Origin of the sequence: Desulfobacula sp. (genome assembly GCF_030611305.1) — a bacterium.
GTDB lineage: Bacteria > Desulfobacterota > Desulfobacteria > Desulfobacterales > Desulfobacteraceae > Desulfobacula.
Window position 1 is genome coordinate 32,312 of sequence record NZ_JAUWQB010000017.1, and the last position, 18,437, is coordinate 50,748.

Genomic DNA, 18,437 nt, shown 5'->3' on the forward strand with positions numbered 1-18,437 from the left:
CTTGGCATATTGTCTTGGGACGCATAAACGGACAAAGGGTATCCTGTACGATACCCTTTATCCGTTATACTGTTCTAAATTACTATTTTAAGGTCAGTTCGCCTTTGCTATTGGAAAACCTGTATCCGGGTTATAGCAGAGCCTACAGCAGTTCAGGCATCTTTCAGCTTCTTTATGGGCCGCATCTTCCGGCAGAACAAGATCAACCTCAATCATTGAATCAAGCCTTTGATCAACAGGAATTTCCGGCATTTTGGCCCGTGCTGTTTTTTTAAGGCCAGGAACTTTTGTGAAAATGGATTCAGGAATCCTCTTTTTTTGTAAAGAATCTTTTACCGGTTCCACCGGTTCTCCTTTTAAGAACAGATCAATGGACCGGGCAGAACGCCTTCCGCTGCCGATGGCATCTACAACAAGAGCCGGCCCAGTAGCAGAATCCCCGGCCGTAAAAATATAGGGTATGGAAGCCTGCAGGATTGCCGGGTCATTATCAATGGTATTCCATCTTGTCAGTTCCAGTTCCGTCATTCTTGGATGGGGGTCCTGATCTTTAAATGAGGCATCCGGAGACTGACCAATGGCCGAGATGACCATTTCCACATCAAGAAGGGTTTCTGAGCCTTCAATGGGTACGGGACGTCGTCTGCCGCTGGCATCGGGTTCACCCAGTTCCATTTTAAGGTATTCGAGCTGGGCCACTTTGCCGTTGTCATCGGCGATGACTTGAGTGGGGGCAGCCAGGAAAACAAATTCAACGCCTTCTTCTTCTGATGCGACAATCTCAACTTCATTGGCCGGCATCTCGTTTCTGGTTCTTCTGTAAACAATGTATACTTTTTCAAGACCAAGCCTTAAAAGAGTTCTTACACAGTCAATTGCACTGTTCCCGCCCCCTACTACAGCTGCAGTTCTCCCCAGCTTTATTTTTTCACCCCTGGAAAATCTCTGGAGAAAATCAATTCCTTTAAAACAACCATCGAGATCCTCTCCTTCAATGCCAAGGGAATAATCTTCCCAGGCACCCACACCCAGTAATACGGCTTCATAGCCCGAGGCCATCAAGGATCCAAGCCCGAAATCAACACCAAATCTAACATTACAAAAAGCCTTGATTCCAAGGTCAAGAATCCCCTGGATTTCCCAGTCAAGAACCTTTTTGGGAAGCCTGTACTCAGGGATACCGTATCTGATAATGCCGCCAAGCTTTGGCATGGCCTCAAAGATATCCACCTGATGTCCTATCCTTCGAAGGAAGAATGCACAGGATAGCCCGGCAGGCCCGCCACCGATCACAGCCACTTTTTTGCCTGTATCCGGTGCACATTTAATGGGGATCCTGGAACCTGAATTCATTTCATAATCAGCAACAAAGCGTTTGAGCTGGTTAATGGAAACCGCTTCTTCTTCAATACCTCTTCTGCACTCATCTTCACAAGGATGGGGACAGACCCTGCCACAGGCAAGGGGTAAAGGGTTTCTCATGCGGATGGTCTGGACAGCTTCTTTATATTTGCCTTCCCTGAGCTGGTTGATATATCTGGGTATATTGATTTCAGCAGGACAGGTCTGGGCACAGGGTGCCAGAGCATCCTGTGTCTGATTAAACTTCATGAGTTGTTCGGAAAGGGTTGTTACCTTTATAATATCTTTTGGGCAGGCCAGCTGGCAGGCACCACAGCCCACGCATTTATCATCATCCACAACAGGATAGCCGTTGGGTCCAATTTCAAGAGCATCAAATTGACATGCTTTGACACAATCGCCAAGACCCATACATCCCACACCACAAACCCGTTTGCCGCCAAATACAGCAGCCATGGCTTTACAGGAGGAAATTCCCATATAGTGGTATTTATCATCGGCACGATTTCCGCCTTCACAAATATTATAGGATAACGGGCTTTCAGCTGCGCCTGCATCTACACCCATTATTTTTGCAACTGCTTCCACCCCTTCCTGGTTTGATATAACACATACAGAAGGTTGCGCTAGGCCATTTACAACTGCTTCGGCAGCAGCTGAGCATCCGGCATATCCGCAACCACCGCAGTTTGCGGCGGCAAGGTTGTTTTCCACCTGTGCAATTCTCGGGTCTTCATATACATAAAAGACCTTGGATGAAAGGCTGAGTACAATACCGCATACAGCACCAATGCCTAACATAAACAATAAAGCTGGGATCATAATTTCACCTTATATTTTTGAACTTCCTCTTTATTTTTTAAACCATTCCTTTAAAAGACATAAATGTCAAAGCAATAATGCCTGCAGTCACAAGACCGATGGATGTATCCTGCAAGGGTTTTGGAACTCTGGCCAGGTTAACTCTTTCCCTGATGCTGGCAAAGAGTACGAGAGCAAGCCCAAACCCGATAGCGTATGCCGTGGCAGAGACAACTGCTTGAACAAAGGTATATTCTTCGTTAATATTGATCAGGCAGACACCCATAACTGCGCAATTGGTGGTGATGAGCGGCAAAAAAATTCCCAGTCCGGCATAAAGCCCTGGAATACTTTTTTTCAAAAACATTTCCACAAACTGAACCAGGGACGCAATTACCAGGATAAAGGAAACCGTACGCAAATACTCAACGTCAAGCGCTTTTAACAGGTAAGTATCCACCATCCACGTGAGAGTGCCGGCCATAACAAGGACAAAGACAACGGCCATTGCCATGCCCACGGCAGTCTCCATTTTCTTGGATGTGCCAAGGAACGGACAACAACCGAGGAACTGGGCAAGGAGAATGTTATTGATAAAGATACAGCTTATTGCAAGGACGAATAAATCACCCATATTATTATCTCCTTTTTATTTTTTACCAATGAGGTTCATCAAACAGAGCATGAGTCCAAGACCGACAAAAGCACCGGGTGCCTCAATCATGAATTTGAACGGAAGAAAGTTTCCTCCCATTTCAAAAATAGGAACTCCACCCCAGACGGTAATTGTTCCATTACCTAAAAATTCTCTGACTGCACCCAGGGAAGCAAGGGATAACGTAAATCCCATACCGATACCCAGCCCGTCAGCAATGGACATGACAGGACTGTTCTTGCTGGCAAAGGCTTCTGCCCGGCCAAGAACGATACAGTTCACAACAATCAAGGGGATGAAAATACCCAGTTTCAGGAACAATTCATATGTATAAGCCTGCATCATCAGCTCCACAATGGTAACAAAGGTGGCTATGATGACTATGAAACAGGCGATTCTGACTTTTGACGGAATAACATTTCTAAGAAGAGATATTAAAAGATTGGAAAAAACCAGAACAAAGGTGGTTGCAACACCCATCCCGATTCCGTTTTCAACTGATTTTGTAACCGCAAGGACCGGGCAAAGTCCTAAAACCAGCCTGAAAGGAGGTATCTCAGCCCAGAGTCCTTTTGTAAATTCTTTTGCTAAGGATTGTGCCATATTTTTTTCTCCTAAAATATTTTGCCTTATTTCATCTGCTTGACAATTTCAGGTTTTAGTTTCTGATAAATTTCTTTTGCCTGGGCTGCAGCAACACTAACTCCTTTTGAGGTAATGGTTGCACCGGACATGGCATCAATAACGCCGCCGCCATTTTTGAGGGCAAAATTTGTGTCCATTTTAAGGCCTGAAAATTGAGAGACAAAGGAAAGGTCTTCTTTGGCCCTTGATCCGATGCCCGGGGTTTCAGCATGGGTGGTCACCCTTACATCCACAATTTCGTCGGTATCCAGGTTGATGCCCACCATAAGTCCGATAGGACCACCATAAGCGCCTCCTTTTGTTTCAAAGGCAATTGCTTTTGAACCATCTGAAAGCTTACCCGGGAAAATCTGCAATTCAATATCATCAGTCTTTATTGTAAATCTTTCTGCCAGAGGATCATTGGTGGCTTCCGGAAATATATCTTGAATAGCAGGCGCTTTCTGAAATTTTAAAACCTGATTTTCAATTTGTACCTCGGTTCCTGATTTTACTACAGCAAGCAGGCCGCCTGAAACAGCTGTCAATACTGTTAAAACCACAACCATACTAATCATTTCACGCATTGTTTACTCCCTTTCCCAAAGCTTTTGGTCTAATTGTGTCGACTAGGGGGTTCACAAGGTTCACTAACAGGATCGCCAAAACAGTACCATCGGCATAAGCTCCGATGTTTCTCATCAGGATGATCATTACAGCAGCAAAAAATCCGTAAATAAACATGGGAATCCTGTTTGCCGGAGAGGATGAATTCTCAGTGGCAAGAAAGAATGCTCCAAAGAGTGTATATCCTGAAAAAAGATGGAGCATGGGTCCTGCATAGGTATCCGGGTTTGCCATGCTGAACGCCAGGGCAGTTACAATGATACCTGCAATAAATGAAACCGGAATTTCCCACCGGATATATCCCCTTAAGATCAGGTAGATACCACCGATAATAAGGCCAAGCCCAAAGGTGGAACCAATAGCGCCCACCTGTTTGCCCATGATAAGATCACCTATAGGAAATAGACCTGCGACCTCATAGGCTCCCTGGAACTTAAGGGCAGCCAGCGGTGCAAGGGCGGTAAAATCGAATTCATAATTAATATAGGCAGTATCGAAATCAAAAAAGACCTTCCAGGAAAGCATTAAAAAGGCCATTCCCACAAGGGCCGGGTTAAACGGGTTGGCTCCGATACCACCGAAAATCATTTTACCGATAACCACTGCAACAAAAGTTCCGGTAATGACAAGCCACCATGGGGATGTGGCCGGAAGCATCATACCGAAAACAAGTCCGATAACGGCAGAATCCAGATCACCGATAGAGATCTTCTTTTTGGATATGATATTTAATATAAGCTCCCAGACCATTGCACTGGAAAGAGATAGTGCAAGCACACCAACTGCTGGTGCGCCGAACTGAATAATACCAAAAATGACTGCCGGGAGGGTGGCAATCATTATATTCAGATTCATTTTAAAAAGACTATCTCCATCATGCCAGAAAGGTGCGTGGGATACTGTTAATTTGTTATTATTCATTGGCAGTCTCCATTCTAAACCTCTGCTCTAAGTTTTAAAATCTCATGTTTTCCAAGCCGGATATATTGGAATAACGGTATCTTTGCAGTACAGACGTATGCGCAGAGACCACATTCAATACAAGACTCAAGATCATATTTATCAGCAGCCTCTTCATACTGGTCAGCTTCAAGGTATCGTACCAGAAGATTCACAGGGACATTTGCAGGGCAGATCCGAAGACAGTTGCCACAATTCACACACGGATAATCTGATACCTCAGGGATGATATCCCGGTCCTGAATCATCACTGTATCCATATCAGGTAGGACAGGATGGTGATGTGTGTAAGTTGCAAATCCTTTCATGGGCCCACCGATGACAATTCTGTCCTGTTCGTTGACATGAATGCTGAAGGTATTGAAAATTTTGCGTAAAGGTGTTCCAATGGTGGCCTTAACCCTGTATTGAGTTCCCTGTTTTCCTATAACCGTCAGAATTTTTTCAAAATCCGCAGATTTTGTCTTGTATGCTCTGGCTAAAGAGACTACGGCTTCAGCAGTGATAAAACAAACCCCCATATCTTCAGGTGTTTTTCCTGCAGGAAGTATCATGCTTAAATGGTCTTTTAAAATCATTGCCGGTAAATTAGAAGGATATGTCAAAGCGGTTTTGAATACCTGAATCGAATCAAATCCTCCTTGGATATTTAAGCCTTCCGGTATAGTGATACAAAGTTTAGGAACACGGGTTATCTTTTTTAAAACCTGCGCCCCTTTTTTTATCTCATCCAAAAATTTCAGAGTTATATACTGATTGGTTGTTGATAAAAGATCCATGTCTGCACAGGTAATGACAATGGTATTAATTTTAACATCATCATTGGCAAGGATTTTTAGCGGAGGAGCTCCCGGCAGTGTCCTTAAATATTCGTCAGCAGAGGCAATATCATCCTTTAAATCATATGTTATCGAATCTGTTTGGGTTGTCTGGCTCTGATCATTTTTGATAACAAGATAGGTGGAGATATTGGCAAAATCATCCGAATAAGTGTCAATAGTTCTGATGGTTCCTGTGACGGGAGAAATTGTATACTCTGTACTTTGATTGTAAAGGCGTAACTTTTCTCCCTTTTCAACCGCGTCCCCTTTTTTTATTAAAGCCTGCCTTGTACTGTCAATGGGTTCATTCAATAATAAAGTAAGGTTGGACGGGATGGGTATCGGCTCCGGCTCTTTAGGATCCGGTTCCACAAGATCATAGTCGAGTCTTGGTTTGGTTAACGTGAAAAAAGATCGTTTAATCATAATAAGTCCTTGTTTTGTAAAAAGCTTAGATCATTCATTGTCGTTAATATTTAAGATATAAAAATCTAAATTAGCTATAATGAATGACACGTATTACATTCTACCGGACCTGCGCCAATATCTTCATGGCATCCCTTGCACTGAGCATGAAATGCATCAGCTCTTGATAGTAAGTCTTCATCACCTGTCTCTTCATGGCACTCACTGCAGTTGTAGGTTTCATCATCTTCAATGTTATGATGGCAGTCCAGGCAATCTTCCGTATAATCGCCTGTGTGTACTGAATGGGTGAATAAAACTTTACCGGCTTTGTTCTGAAACATCATGCGTACTGGTTCTTCAGGTGCAGGGGGAGTAAAAGAGGCATAGCATATAATTCCTGTGATCAAAAATATGATCATAATTAATATAGCTACTTTTAGGTCTCGTTGTGATGTCATAATACTTCTCTCTTATCTAAGGGTTAAAGTTCATGCGACAAACCCACAACTAGCATGGCGTTATATTACATCATAGTTATCTTGGCAAGGAAAAAATTTAAATTTAGGGAATGGTGCAATCGGCCGGGATGATATGTGGTTTTTTTCTGACAAGGAAAGGCTTATAGGCTTCTTTTTTTGAAAGCGAGTTGTTTTTTTTCCGGATGATATAAAAGGAGAGTCCAAAAAATAAAAACCCTGAAATCATGGAAACAAAGGAGGGGTCCATTTGAAGAGAAGGTGCAAGACTGTTTCCGATCAATGCACCGATGATCAGTAAAATAATGGGAAATACATATAAAAAAAATGTTAAGAAAAGCATTGGTCTGGTTTCAAGTCCAATGAGGACATGATCCCCTTTTTCTACATTAAGCGTGTTTTTAACCGTAATGGTCATTTCTTTTAGACTGCCTGCTGTTCCGCAACCTTCTTTTGAAGAGCAGGATTCGCATGCACCGGATCTGGTTGTTTTTATCCAGGCAATAGACTGGTTTGCTTTGGTTACAATTCCGTTTTCAGTGATCATAGTTCAATTATCTTTTATCAGGTCCTTGGCAGTTTGCTTTTTTATTTTCTGAAAGGATAAACTTGATATATAATGATGTCAATTTTTTTATTTTTTCTTGACAAAAAAAATGTGTTGATATAATCTCACCAAGTCTTATTCAAAGGCGCTGCTCCCCAGTAGCTCAGTTGGCAGAGCAATTGGCTGTTAACCAATGGGTCCGCGGTTCAAATCCGTGCTGGGGAGCCAACTTAAAAAACATACCCCGTGGAAATTTTAGCTGGATTTTTTTCAGTCGGCCTAAAGGTCTCTTTTTAGCCGGGTCTAAAGGAATAGTCCGGGCCTCATAGTGTTTTCAAGATATTGGCGATGGCGTTCAAAATTATCCCCGTTGTCGGAGGCTTCAAACCGGATCTCCTGGCCAAAGGTGATGCAGACCCGTGAAAAGGGTTTGGGCAGCATGAATCTATCCCATGAATTGAAAAACCAGGCATGCTCTGCCGAGGTATAAAGGGGAATTACAACCGCATCTGCCTCAAGAGCCATCTTAATGATACCAGCCTTGACCCTGCCGATGGGACCGGTCGGGCCGTCAAGGATATGGGCACCAAGCCCGTACATCTTTAAATGGTCAATCATGTAATCCATGGCTTGTTTCCCCCCCCGTGAAGAGGAACCCCTGGGGGTATGCCAGCCCGTCCTTTTGGCCACCCCTGAGATCAGATCTCCGTCTTTGCTCTGACTGATCATCAGGCCGGGGTTGTATTTGGAATAGGTCTTGAAATGATGGATGGCTGAAAAAAACTGCTGGTGCCATGCACACAAAAGAACAGGAGTCCCCTGTTTCCGAAGTCTCTGCCAGTGTCCCTCATTTTCAACCTTGATCCTAAGGGTCATACTATAAATCCGGATAAGGTAATAGGCAAAAAAAATAAAGGGCCGGGTGTAAATAATAAATTTTAATCTTTTAAACATTGGTTTCTCTCCCAAATTGGAGCTCCCGGGCATTTTAATATGATTTTAACAGCTTATGAATAACCAGCAAAACAAGGTAAACGGCACCACTTAATACAATGATGGTGGGGCCGCTGGAAAGGCTCCATGAGTAACTTAGGTATAAGCCTGTCCATGTAAATAAGGTGCATAATAAAATTGAGTAAAGCATCATCTGCCACAGCCTTTTTGCATAAAAAGAAGCAATGGCCGAAGGAATCGTCAACAGGGCAATCACCAGCACAATCCCCACGATCCTGACCATAAGTACTATGGTCAAAGCAGTGAGAATGAGCAACAAAAGATAGAAAAAAGTAGTGTTAATTCCTCTTAAGGATGTGAACTCACTGTCAAAACAAACACTGAAAAACCGGTTGAAAAAAAGGATGGAAACACCAAGAACCAAGGCATCCAGGCATGCGACATACAAAAGATCTTTACCCGAAATCAGCAGGATATCGCCAAACAGGTAGGAGCTGAGATTGAAATACCCCGGCGTTTTGTCAATGAGCAAAATACCCGATGCCATACCCACGGCCCAGAGCGTACCGATAATGGTGTCCTCCCTTTCCTTTGCATGAAGGCTGACAAGTCCCACGGTCACGGCGGCAATGATTGCAGCAAGCACGGCCCCTAACATCGGATCAAACCATGTGAGCCCTGCATTTACCTGGAGAAAAAGTGCCAGCCCAATGCCGCCGAATACGCAGTGGGAAATGGCTCCGGCAAGGTATCCGATCTTTTTTATAGTGACAAATGTTCCGATGATGCCAAAGGAAATAGAGGCAAGGGAGCCCATGATAAATGCATATTTCAAAAACAGGTTGTCAGGATCAAAGATTGCATAAAAAATATCAATCATGACTATGTCCTTCCTGGCTGCACCTGTGATCATGCCGTACCATTTTCAGGTCTCCATGATAAATATCCTTGATCATGGCTCCGTTTATCAGGGTTGTGGGGTGAATGACTACCTGGCGGTTCACGCAGATAACACTTTTTACATATTTTGAAACAAACCCAAGGTCATGGGATACCAGGAGAATGGTCATTTTTGAGTTCAGTTTCTGTAAAATTGAAAACAGATTTTCTTCTGTCTGATGATCCACATTAGCGGTGGGTTCATCCAGCAAAAGGATGTCCGGGTTGCTGCATAAGGCTCTGGCAATAAGGATACGCTGCTTCTGACCGCCGGAAAGTTCGTTAAACTCTGTGTTGACAAATGCTGTCATCCCTACTTCATCAATTGCAGTTAATACCTCGATCTTGTCCTTTTTTGAAAACCATAGATTTGATTTTGTAAGCCTTCCCATCAAAACCACATCCATGACGGTTGCCGGAAAGTCCATGTCCAGGTGGGCATACTGGGGCATATACCCCATCTGCTGTCTGACTTTGTCCGGAGACTTCCCCAATATGCGGATCACTCCTCTATCCGGTTTAATCAAACCAAGGATCAGCTTGAGAAGGGTGGTTTTTCCGCCGCCATTGGGGCCGACAATGCTGGCAAATTCGCCTTTTTTAATTAGAAGGTCAACATTCTCCAGAACATTGCGTTGTTTATACGCAAATGAGATATTATTTAATATGATTTCATGATCATTGTGCATAATTTAAGCCTTAAATAATACGGTTGCAAAAGCCCGGGTCATTTATTTTTTTAATACTCCGGCAATGGATTGAGCAATGTTTTTCATGTTGGCCAGGTAATCATAGGCAAGGGGATCTATGAACACCACCACACCGTTTATGGCAGATGCAATTTTCTCTGCTGTATTCCGATCAAACTGGGGCTGCGCAAAAATCACCCGTGTTTTCTGTTTTTTTGCGAGCTTGATAATGTTAGAAAGCGTTTTCCCTTTGGGCGTTTTCCCCATGGTTTCAACTGCAACCTGCTTCAAGCCGTAAGCATCTGTAAAATACCCGAAAGACGGATGAAATACAAACAGATTTTCTCCCTTTAAATCTTTGAGGATAGTTTTCAGACGATGGTCAAGCTCGTCCAGATCTTTTACAAACATCTCGTAATTTTTTTTATACTCATCCCTGTTGTCCGGGTCGATGGTGGAAAGTGTCTTAAAAATTGTATGGGCCTGTGCTTTTGCAATCAGCGGACTCATCCAGATATGGGGATCTTTACCGACAGGGTCATGATAATTTTTATTGTCCTGATGGTTGACGCCATGGTTCTGCGGTTCAGTAGCACGGTCAAGATTTTCTTTGTCATGATAATGTCCCTCCATTTCCCTTAATACGACGCCCTGACGGGTATCCACAACCTTTGCTCCGGTAATGGATTTAATTTTATGCAAAATACCGTTTTCAAAGGGAACTCCAATCCTGAAATAAATGTCTGATGACATGAGTTTTTTTATCTGGTCCGGGGAAGGGGAATAGGTGGCAGGGCTTTTGCCCGGTTTTACCAGGACATCAACTTTTACATTGGTTTTGCCGATTCTTTCAACAAAATATTTTTGGGGCATAATACTGACATGGACGTTAAGGGGTGGCTTTGCAAAGGTGTTTAAGGGCAGCAGCCATACCAGGACGGCAACTACAAACATATAATGTTTTATAAGGGCTTTCATTTTTCTCCTTTTAATCATTTTAATAGCAGATCGGATTTTTATTTTCCACATGTTTAGGTGATTAATACTTGACATATAAACCTTTCCAAGAATAATGTTCTATAAGTGCACAATCAGCTTATAACTAAATATTTATAGAAAACATCACAAAAATTGTGGTAATGTGTAAGCGATTAATTTGGAAGACAGCTAAATATGCAAATTTTAAATCCCTCTAGGTGGTATCTTCACCCTGTTTTTGTTTTTGCCTGTTCCATTTTCGCCCTGGCCACATTCCTTGTGTTAACGGTCAGTTGGTACATGGAAATCACATCGGCCCTGGAAGTGATTGTTCTGAAGTTTCATATTGATCCAAAGTTGATTTTTCCTTCAAAAACCGGGATGACCATACTGGTCTTAAGCGCTTTAATTGCAGTGGTATTGATCGGTATTTTTCTTGCATTTATCTATTACCAGAAAACCGTCAATCTTTTCAGACTTCAGCATAATTTTATCTATAATTTTACTCATGAACTCAAGACCCCTGTAACCTCTTTAAGGATCTACCTTGAGACCTTTATCCGGCATCCGTTAGAGCCTGATGAAATAAAAAAATACAGCAAGAATATGTTGGAAGATATTGATCGGCTTACGGAAAACATTAACAGCATTCTTAATCTTGCCAGGATTGAAAGTCAAAATTTTGATTCCGAAGTTACCAGGAATAATCTGGTTAAATTTGTAGAAAATTTTTGTGAAAAAAACACATCTCTTTTTCGGGATCTGGATATTGAGATCGAAAATCAATCCAACAGCCGGATGGTTTATCCGGTGAATTCGTTTTTATTTGAGATGCTCTTAATGAACATCATTTCCAATGCCATTAAGTATAACGAATCCCAAACGCCAAAACTCTTCATCCGGTTTAAAAGTTTTATACAAAAAGTGACCATTGAGTTTATAGATAATGGGATCGGTGTCGATAAAAAAGAGGCAAAAAAAATTTTCAGGAAGTTTTATCAATCCACTCGGTATCATAAAAACGATGTCTCGGGATCAGGCCTTGGATTGTACCTTGTTTCCAGCATTGCCAACATCCATGGGTGGAGAGCATCTGCTACAAGCGAGGGGAAAGGAAAAGGCGCAACTTTTACTATTACCATTCCAAGAGCAAGCATTGCCAATGTCAGGGAGAAAAATCTATGGAAGCGATTGAAAAAAAGCGTATTCTGGTCATAGAAGATGAAGTCCATATTGCAGATGGAATCCGTTTGAATCTTTCCCTCCAGGGGTATCATGTAAAAATTGCCATAGATGGCCTTGAGGGCCTTGCTCAATGGCGGTCCTGGAAACCGGATTTGATTATCCTTGATATTATGCTGCCCATGATCGACGGGTTTTCTATTTTAAAAACCATTCGCCAGGAAGATGAAAAAATTCCTGTGCTCATCCTTTCTGCCAGGGGGGATACAAAAGATAAAGTCAAAGGGCTTCGATACGGTGTAGATGATTATTTGTCAAAACCGTTTGACCTGGAAGAATTTCTTTTAAGAGTTGAAAGGTTAATCAAAAAAAAAACCTGGTATGAAGATGACAAAAAGAATAGAAAATCGGGATATAAAATGTTTAAAGGCGACTATTATGATTTTGGGGATAATCATATTGATTTTGTCACTTTCAAAGCCCGGTGTGCTGTCGGTGAAATTATTTTAACAGAGCAGGAAATTGTTCTGTTAAAACTTTTTATTGCAAATAAAGGAAAGCCTATGTCAAGGGAAATGCTGCTGACCGCGGGCTGGGGATATTCAAGGGATACCTCCACAAGGACAGTGGACAATTTTATCGTCAGGTTTAGAAAATATTTTGAAAAAAAACCTAAAAAACCGGTCTATTTCATCAGCAGGCGGTCTGTGGGGTATGTATTTGACCATGATTAAAGACATGAGTAAAAATTGGATCAATCTGAAACAAAGGACAAAACATAATCATCATCAATGAATGTTGAATAAACATCCACATCGATTTTCTTTTTGTTATGCCAGATCTCATTGTTGATGACTTCCACCCTGTGAAGGCTTTCATTAAAACCTTTCTTTATATATTTTAAATAGGCTTCTTTGATGGTCCAGTTTTTGAAAATTTCGACGGAATCATCTTTTAAATACAAAATTTCATCTTGTGTAAATGCTATTTTCATAAAGGAGACATCCGGCTTTTTTGCGATCTTTTCAATGTCAACACCAACAGTTTGATCTTTGTTTTTACAGCATGCGGCTGCCGTATAATCGTTGCTGTGGGACAATGAAATAGGAATATCAGGATGATGGGTAAGATATGGAGCCCCTTGCTCAAGATAGGAAAGCGTGATTTGATCAAGGGAAGAGTTCCCTGGAAAAAAATATTGGATCATCTGTTTGATCAGATATCGACCACTTATCCATTCTATCTGTTTTTTCAGGGCTTTGAAGCTATTGATGGTGCTGATTTCATCATCGTTTAAAAAGGGTTTGATAAAATCATCTTTTTTAAATGTTTCATTCACCACCGGCCCGAAATTATAGTAGATCCCTTTACTGAAAATCGACTGGATAATTTCCGGTATTCTGGAATACCAGATGGTGATGCCTGATTTTGGAGACAGGGTGTTTATGCAGATTCCATTTTGGGAAATTGAAGTCATATTCGGCTTATATATCAAGCATCTTTGTTTTACAATCGTTCAAGGGGGATTAACCCTTTGGTATCTTCATTTCTTTTTTTTTTCTCGCAAAAGAAAATGGGGGATGAATCTGGGATCAATATTTTTCGGATTGACCGAACCGTATTCCGTTTCAAGTTCTTTGATTAAATCTGTTAAAACCTCGAGAAATTCTTCTGTCAGGTCGGTTTCTTTAATTCCGGTTGCTTCGGATGTCCAGATAATCAGGTCATTTAACTGTAGCTGATCGGTTTCGTCTGAGTCAGGTTTTGAAAATAGAGCGATGAAGAAATCTTTGAAGGTTATTGTATCAATCGGTTCAAGGGTGGGTGCCAGATTCAGCCGGTCTTTTGCCCAGAGGGTCAGAATCAATGTTTTATACGTTAATACACCTTCTTTGAAAGACTTAATATTGACATCCAGTTTGCTGATCATCCTATCCAGGGAAATGATCTGTTTCAAAATTTTGTCGGTCACCGTAATGTCTAAAAGGGATTTGAAATCTCTGTATAATTCACCGGAGGCATAATTATCATAATACAATGGCCGGTCGAGAAAAAGGCCGCCAATAACCCCTAAAAAATCTTCCCCAAAGAAACTTAAGGGAAGCCTGTTTTTGTTTATAAAGCTTTTTTTAAACCAGTTGATTGATTTTGTTTTCAGCTTGATGCCAGCCCTTGAGCCGGTTCTGAAAATATCTTCAAGGAAATATTTCTGGATCACATCCCTGGCAAGCTCGGGTTTGAGCTCTCCTTTCAGGATGACCTCAAGCCCGAGGTTTATATAGGCACAGGCTTTTTTAATAGCTTTTTCAAGTATTTCTCTGGATTGGACTTTTATTTTATCTGCGGAAATGATTTTATTGATCAATGCGGCAAGTTCTGATTCAAGATGAAGGATAAACTCCGGATCAAATAATTTCAGGGATTTTACAAACAGATCATCCCCTTCAATAAACTGGGAGAAAAACTGGGGGGGCAATGGCATATCCGGGTCAAACTGATGATTAAACAAGGCGTTCTCAGGCCGTTTGCGAAGAGATGAAAGCCGGGTTGGCTGATAAATACCAATAGCTTCATGGGTGGGCAAAAATCCTTTTTCAGCAAGCCGCAGGTTTTTAAGCCTGAACTGTTCTTCTTCGACTTCAGCCAGCAGCACTGCTTTGGTTTCAAGGAGCAGCCCGTGAAAGACCGACAGATCCATTTGTGCCACAGTTTTCACCATTTTTTCGATTAATTCCCAGGCTTCCTGATTGTCCATTGGTTCGGGCTGGTCTTCATCAATGGCTTCATCGATGGCCTCGTCTGTGATCAGGGGCTTTCCGGGAAATCTGAAATAAAATTTATCATCAATGGTAATATAATCATCAAAATCAGATGGGGGAGGCTCATCGTGTTCCCTGACTTTGATCTCCATGTTTTTAAACAGGTAAAATTCAAAATAATCAGGTTTCTCCTTTATGATCCATCGCAAAAGTCTCTGGGGGTCAGCCTGAAATAAAAGATCAAATGTCTTTGTCATATATTCAAGGTCAAGCCGGTCATTGTCCCAGACTTCCACATCCAGAATATATTCCCATTGTTCTGATTTGGCCATGGACAAGACGGGAATGAAGTCATAGGGGCCTATCTTGTGCATGAGATAATAGAGATCCTGGTCTGGAAAAGATTGTACCAGTGTGGCCGGTGCCGGGGCGTCAAGGATTAGCCCCAGGGCGTTTTCAGATTCACTGACAAGGATTTCATGGCGCACCGCCCGAAGTTCTCCCTCTTTTTTTTGAATATTGGCAAGTTTATAATTTGTTTTTTCGGTCATGTTAGGGTCCTGATATCTTTTGATTACAAATATTGATGTATTGGTTTATTTCGGGACTATCCCTGAACTTTTCAAAAAAGGTCAATGCAGCTTTAAACTGCTCTTTATTCATCAGGCTAACTCCCATGCAGATATTTAAATCTTTGTTTTCAGGCGAATGGTCCAATCCCTTTTCCAGGATGGAAATCGCATCATTAAAATTTTTCTGTTTCTGGTGCAGCATGGCAAGTCCTAAAAATGCCCTGGAATCCGGAGCATATGATAATGCTTTATTATACAGCAGTTGTGCTGTTTTGTCCTGGTTTTTCACCCGGGTGTCGGCAGCGTATTCTCCATGGGAAAATGTCATGGCAAGCCTTGACAGGAAATCAGCATGAAGGGGGGCTAATTCTTTTATATCCACAAGATTTATTTTTTGGGCAAATGCATCAAGGTTATTGTAAAATTCAGACCTCAAACGGTCTCCAAAGATTTTTATTTTTGCAAAATCAAGATGGTCATCGACTTGAAACCAGGGAAGGTCTTCTATTTTTTGATACCAGATATCATCCGATATTAACTGCTGGTCGACTGCTTTTTGATACAGATAGGTCCCGGGGAAAATCACAAGCAGATAAAATATGGCACTCAAGGGCGTGATGGTGTTTAAAAGGTCGATACTTTCCTGTAGGGTCTGATCTGTTTCTCCGGGTGAGCCATAAATAAAATAGGCCCGGGGCAGTATGCCATAGGAAGCGGTCAGGGAAAAAGCCTCTATGATTTTTTCACGTTTAATGGGCTTGCCAAGAACCCTTCGGATTTTTTCAGATCCTGATTCAACGCCAAAACTCAATTGTATGCATCCGGCCTTTCTCATTGAAAAGAGGATGTCCTTATCAATGGTATCCACTCTTGAAATAGCATTCCAGGTGATGACAAGCTTTCTGCTGATAATATGATTGCAAAAATCAATCACCCGTTGCTTATCCATTGTAAACGTATCATCTGAAATATAAAAATGAGTAACGCCTTTTTTTACAAGACTTTCCACTTCATCGGCAAACCATTCGGGAGAATGGAGCCTTAACTTTTGATTTCCCCAGAATTTTGGAGATCCGCAAAACGTACACTTGCCGGGGCAGCCCCGTGACATGGCAAGGTGCTGATATATAAAATATTTTGAAGGGTGAACCAGTGTGTCAAGTGCTTTGATCGGCTGCCTTGGGGCGGTCTGGACAATGCCGTCATTTTTTTTAAAGATAAGACCGTTAATATTTTTAAAGGAACCATCGATCCTGTTATTCAGTTCAGTGACAAGTTCAAGAAAGGTGATTTCACCCTCTCCTGTAACAATAAAATCAATGTCAGGGCAGGCAGTCAAAAGATGCCGGGCAAGAAAGGTCGGTGCAGGCCCGCCAAAAACAATGGTGATATCCGGTTTGATCTGTTTTGCTGCCTTGGCACATTCCATTGCATTCCAGCGGTTCGGGTTGATTACGGAAAATCCTATAACATCCGGTTGTTCAGTTGTGACAAGCTTTTTGAACGCTTTAACAGGGTCACCCTTGATATCTGCCAGGTTGATAATTTTTGTTTCAAATGAGTTTTCGATCAGAAGCGCCCCAATATAGTAGAGCCCTATGGGAACGATACTGGCATCTTCACCCAAAAGCCTTGCATCAAGGCAGACAGGGTTGACAAGAAGAATCTTTTTTGTTTTTACCATGAACCAATGATAATGTCGGTAAGTTTTCTTTTGGGGACATGGTGAACCCCTTTTTCATCCCGCCAGTATTTGATATCCCCGTCTTCATTTAGCTCATCAATCTGGATCTCTTCAACGGGTTTTCCCAGTGCCACTATAAGTTTGGGCTCAAGATGCTCTTTTATATTTAAATATTCTTTTAGCTTCTTGATATTAATAGAGCCGAACATACATCCGCCAAGCCCCATGGCTCTTGCTCCCAGCAGCATGGTCTGGGCAGCTATCCCATGGTCGCACCAGAATTTATCTGAAATATTGTGGTCACCCATGATGACAATATAGGCGGAAGGCCTTTCTTCCTTTACAGGACCTTTCCAGTCTTTTAAATATGCAGCCCAGCCCAGGCAGGAAAAGATTTCTTCATTTTTGCTTTCATCACAGCAGATCACATATTTCAAGGGTTGTATATTGGCAGCCGAGGCACAGTTTCTGGCAAGGTCAACCAGTTCTTTTAAAATTTGTTTGTCAATTTTAACGGCATTGTCAAACCGCCGGCAGGACCTGTTCACTTTTACAAGGTCTTTAAAAGATGATGGTGTCACAAGTTCTCTCCTTTGCATTCAACCCGCTGGAATCTGGGCTTGTTAATATCAATCCAGTCAAGAATTTTATCCATTTCATCGCAAATTTCCTTTAATGCCCGGCCCCGGTGGCTCACCTGTCCCTTTTCTTCAATGGTCAACTGGGCAAAGGTTTTATTAAATTCTGGATAAAAAAAGAGTGGATCATATCCAAACCCGTTTTCACCGGATGGCTCTTTTGTGATAACGCCTTTGCATTCCCCTTCATAGGTGAGGGCGGCACCCGTGGGAACGGCTATGGAAATCACACACTTAAAGGCTGCATTCCGGTTTTCTTTGCCTTTCAAGTCGGCCAGCATTTTTTTAACATTGTCTTTATCTGAGGCGCTTTCACCGGCATATCTGGCAGAATAGACACCTGGCGCACCGTCAAGTGCTTCGACACAAAGCCCGGAGTCATCAGCCATGGCAGGATGCCCTAAAATTTTTGCTGTAAAGGAGGCTTTTTTATAGGCATTGTCATCAAAGGTTTTTCCATCTTCAATGACTTCAGGGATAGGACCGAAATCATCAAGGTTTTTGATATCAATGGGAAAATCTTTTAAAAGCGCTTTAATTTCTCTTGTTTTTCCCTTATTTCTGGTTGCAAGAACGATTATTTGTTTCAATGGTTTGCTCCATATTAATTTTCAGGTTTGATTTTGGAATAATATAAGATCAAGCACCCATTTTGTAAACCCCTGGCACATAAATAAGCAATTCTCGGTCACGTACTATTTTCAAATTTAGCGCACCTGTTTTTTTTATCGGAGCATACCGCTTTCAAGGTTAACAGGCTT

General features: G+C 41.9%; 19 protein-coding genes and 1 tRNA gene. 3 read left to right on the plus strand and 17 right to left on the minus strand.

Annotated features, from left to right (window positions below):
• Positions 1-93: 93 nt before the first annotated feature.
• The 8 genes from QAI40_RS05065 to QAI40_RS05100 all read right to left on the minus strand — a co-directional run bounded on the left by QAI40_RS05065 (position 94) and on the right by QAI40_RS05100 (position 7,281).
• Positions 94-2,184, minus strand: coding sequence for an FAD-dependent oxidoreductase (locus QAI40_RS05065; protein ID WP_299978967.1), 2,091 nt, complete (start codon positions 2,182-2,184; stop codon positions 94-96).
• A 37-nt stretch (positions 2,185-2,221) separates the two neighbouring features.
• Positions 2,222-2,797, minus strand: a complete 576-nt coding sequence (gene rsxA, locus QAI40_RS05070; RefSeq protein WP_299978964.1) for an electron transport complex subunit RsxA — start codon at positions 2,795-2,797, stop codon at positions 2,222-2,224.
• Between the two features lie 15 nt (positions 2,798-2,812).
• Positions 2,813-3,421, minus strand: coding sequence for an electron transport complex subunit RsxE (gene rsxE / locus QAI40_RS05075; RefSeq protein ID WP_299978961.1), 609 nt, complete (start codon positions 3,419-3,421; stop codon positions 2,813-2,815).
• 26 nt (positions 3,422-3,447) lie between these two features.
• On the minus strand, positions 3,448-4,029 hold the full coding sequence (gene rnfG / locus QAI40_RS05080) for an RnfABCDGE type electron transport complex subunit G (RefSeq protein WP_299978958.1): 582 nt from the start codon (positions 4,027-4,029) through the stop codon (positions 3,448-3,450).
• The gene (locus QAI40_RS05085; RefSeq protein ID WP_299978956.1) at positions 4,022-4,990 is read right to left on the minus strand and encodes an RnfABCDGE type electron transport complex subunit D; all 969 of its coding nucleotides are present in this window, start codon (positions 4,988-4,990) and stop codon (positions 4,022-4,024) included. Before QAI40_RS05085 ends, rnfG begins: the two co-directional genes overlap by 8 nt.
• Positions 4,991-5,004: 14 nt before the next feature.
• Complete coding sequence (locus QAI40_RS05090) at positions 5,005-6,276, minus strand: 4Fe-4S dicluster domain-containing protein (protein ID WP_299978953.1); 1,272 nt, start codon at positions 6,274-6,276, stop codon at positions 5,005-5,007.
• A 74-nt stretch (positions 6,277-6,350) separates the two neighbouring features.
• Positions 6,351-6,716, minus strand: a complete 366-nt coding sequence (locus QAI40_RS05095) for a cytochrome c3 family protein (RefSeq protein WP_299978950.1) — start codon at positions 6,714-6,716, stop codon at positions 6,351-6,353.
• 103 nt (positions 6,717-6,819) lie between these two features.
• Positions 6,820-7,281 (minus strand): SoxR reducing system RseC family protein, encoded by a 462-nt coding sequence (locus QAI40_RS05100; protein ID WP_299978947.1) that lies wholly within the window; start codon positions 7,279-7,281, stop codon positions 6,820-6,822.
• A gap of 152 nt (positions 7,282-7,433) precedes the next feature.
• Here QAI40_RS05100 and QAI40_RS05105 point away from each other — a divergent pair.
• Positions 7,434-7,509: transfer RNA gene (locus QAI40_RS05105), tRNA-Asn, on the plus strand.
• Between the two features lie 75 nt (positions 7,510-7,584).
• On the opposite strand, the gene QAI40_RS05110 is transcribed toward QAI40_RS05105, so the two are convergent.
• Genes QAI40_RS05110 through QAI40_RS05125 form a run of 4 tightly spaced genes read right to left on the minus strand, consistent with a single transcriptional unit; the run spans position 7,585 to position 10,841 of the window.
• Entirely contained in the window at positions 7,585-8,235 is a 651-nt protein-coding gene (locus QAI40_RS05110) for a lysophospholipid acyltransferase family protein (RefSeq protein ID WP_299978944.1), read from the minus strand.
• Positions 8,236-8,269: 34 nt separating this feature from the next.
• Positions 8,270-9,115, minus strand: coding sequence for a metal ABC transporter permease (locus tag QAI40_RS05115; RefSeq protein WP_299978941.1), 846 nt, complete (start codon positions 9,113-9,115; stop codon positions 8,270-8,272).
• Entirely contained in the window at positions 9,108-9,863 is a 756-nt protein-coding gene (locus tag QAI40_RS05120) for a metal ABC transporter ATP-binding protein (protein ID WP_299978937.1), read from the minus strand. The genes QAI40_RS05115 and QAI40_RS05120 overlap by 8 nt, the downstream gene beginning before the upstream one ends.
• Positions 9,864-9,905: 42 nt before the next feature.
• Complete coding sequence (locus tag QAI40_RS05125) at positions 9,906-10,841, minus strand: metal ABC transporter solute-binding protein, Zn/Mn family (protein WP_299978935.1); 936 nt, start codon at positions 10,839-10,841, stop codon at positions 9,906-9,908.
• A gap of 300 nt (positions 10,842-11,141) precedes the next feature.
• Here QAI40_RS05125 and QAI40_RS05130 point away from each other — a divergent pair, with 300 nt between their 5' ends.
• Positions 11,142-12,059, plus strand: a complete 918-nt coding sequence (locus tag QAI40_RS05130; protein ID WP_299978932.1) for a sensor histidine kinase — start codon at positions 11,142-11,144, stop codon at positions 12,057-12,059.
• The gene (locus QAI40_RS05135) at positions 12,023-12,757 is read left to right on the plus strand and encodes a response regulator transcription factor (protein ID WP_299978929.1); all 735 of its coding nucleotides are present in this window, start codon (positions 12,023-12,025) and stop codon (positions 12,755-12,757) included. The genes QAI40_RS05130 and QAI40_RS05135 overlap by 37 nt, the downstream gene beginning before the upstream one ends.
• Positions 12,758-12,777: 20 nt before the next feature.
• Here the strand turns inward: QAI40_RS05135 and QAI40_RS05140 are convergent, their stop codons facing one another.
• The 5 genes from QAI40_RS05140 to QAI40_RS05160 all read right to left on the minus strand — a co-directional run bounded on the left by QAI40_RS05140 (position 12,778) and on the right by QAI40_RS05160 (position 18,266).
• On the minus strand, positions 12,778-13,500 hold the full coding sequence (locus QAI40_RS05140; protein ID WP_299978926.1) for a 4'-phosphopantetheinyl transferase family protein: 723 nt from the start codon (positions 13,498-13,500) through the stop codon (positions 12,778-12,780).
• A 66-nt stretch (positions 13,501-13,566) separates the two neighbouring features.
• Positions 13,567-15,333: a DUF6178 family protein gene (locus QAI40_RS05145; protein ID WP_299978924.1), complete on the minus strand. Its 1,767-nt coding sequence runs from the start codon at positions 15,331-15,333 to the stop codon at positions 13,567-13,569.
• A 1-nt stretch (position 15,334) separates the two neighbouring features.
• Entirely contained in the window at positions 15,335-17,038 is a 1,704-nt protein-coding gene (locus QAI40_RS05150) for a B12-binding domain-containing radical SAM protein (RefSeq protein ID WP_299978922.1), read from the minus strand.
• Positions 17,032-17,619 carry a nitroreductase family protein gene (locus tag QAI40_RS05155; protein ID WP_304511467.1) on the minus strand — a complete coding sequence of 196 codons (588 nt, stop codon included), beginning with the start codon at positions 17,617-17,619 and terminating at the stop codon, positions 17,032-17,034. The genes QAI40_RS05150 and QAI40_RS05155 overlap by 7 nt, the downstream gene beginning before the upstream one ends.
• Positions 17,616-18,266, minus strand: coding sequence for an XTP/dITP diphosphatase (locus tag QAI40_RS05160; RefSeq protein ID WP_299978915.1), 651 nt, complete (start codon positions 18,264-18,266; stop codon positions 17,616-17,618). The genes QAI40_RS05155 and QAI40_RS05160 overlap by 4 nt, the downstream gene beginning before the upstream one ends.
• Positions 18,267-18,437 lie beyond the last annotated feature (171 nt).

Excerpts from the sequence above, each read along its gene's own strand:
- QAI40_RS05140 (WP_299978926.1), bottom strand. The coding sequence starts at position 13,500 with ATGACTTCAATTTCCCAAAATGGAATCTGCATAAACACCCTGTCTCCA.
- rnfG (WP_299978958.1), bottom strand. The coding sequence starts at position 4,029 with ATGCGTGAAATGATTAGTATGGTTGTGGTTTTAACAGTATTGACAGCT.
- QAI40_RS05125 (WP_299978935.1), bottom strand. The coding sequence starts at position 10,841 with ATGAAAGCCCTTATAAAACATTATATGTTTGTAGTTGCCGTCCTGGTA.
- QAI40_RS05065 (WP_299978967.1), bottom strand. The coding sequence starts at position 2,184 with ATGATCCCAGCTTTATTGTTTATGTTAGGCATTGGTGCTGTATGCGGT.
- rsxE (WP_299978961.1), bottom strand. The coding sequence starts at position 3,421 with ATGGCACAATCCTTAGCAAAAGAATTTACAAAAGGACTCTGGGCTGAG.
- QAI40_RS05135 (WP_299978929.1), top strand. The coding sequence starts at position 12,023 with ATGGAAGCGATTGAAAAAAAGCGTATTCTGGTCATAGAAGATGAAGTC.
- QAI40_RS05145 (WP_299978924.1), bottom strand. The coding sequence starts at position 15,333 with ATGACCGAAAAAACAAATTATAAACTTGCCAATATTCAAAAAAAAGAG.
- QAI40_RS05095 (WP_299978950.1), bottom strand. The coding sequence starts at position 6,716 with ATGACATCACAACGAGACCTAAAAGTAGCTATATTAATTATGATCATA.
- QAI40_RS05085 (WP_299978956.1), bottom strand. The coding sequence starts at position 4,990 with ATGAATAATAACAAATTAACAGTATCCCACGCACCTTTCTGGCATGAT.
- QAI40_RS05090 (WP_299978953.1), bottom strand. The coding sequence starts at position 6,276 with ATGATTAAACGATCTTTTTTCACGTTAACCAAACCAAGACTCGACTAT.
- QAI40_RS05115 (WP_299978941.1), bottom strand. The coding sequence starts at position 9,115 with ATGATTGATATTTTTTATGCAATCTTTGATCCTGACAACCTGTTTTTG.
- QAI40_RS05150 (WP_299978922.1), bottom strand. The coding sequence starts at position 17,038 with ATGGTAAAAACAAAAAAGATTCTTCTTGTCAACCCTGTCTGCCTTGAT.
- QAI40_RS05110 (WP_299978944.1), bottom strand. The coding sequence starts at position 8,235 with ATGTTTAAAAGATTAAAATTTATTATTTACACCCGGCCCTTTATTTTT.
- QAI40_RS05120 (WP_299978937.1), bottom strand. The coding sequence starts at position 9,863 with ATGCACAATGATCATGAAATCATATTAAATAATATCTCATTTGCGTAT.
- QAI40_RS05100 (WP_299978947.1), bottom strand. The coding sequence starts at position 7,281 with ATGATCACTGAAAACGGAATTGTAACCAAAGCAAACCAGTCTATTGCC.
- rsxA (WP_299978964.1), bottom strand. The coding sequence starts at position 2,797 with ATGGGTGATTTATTCGTCCTTGCAATAAGCTGTATCTTTATCAATAAC.
- QAI40_RS05130 (WP_299978932.1), top strand. The coding sequence starts at position 11,142 with ATGGAAATCACATCGGCCCTGGAAGTGATTGTTCTGAAGTTTCATATT.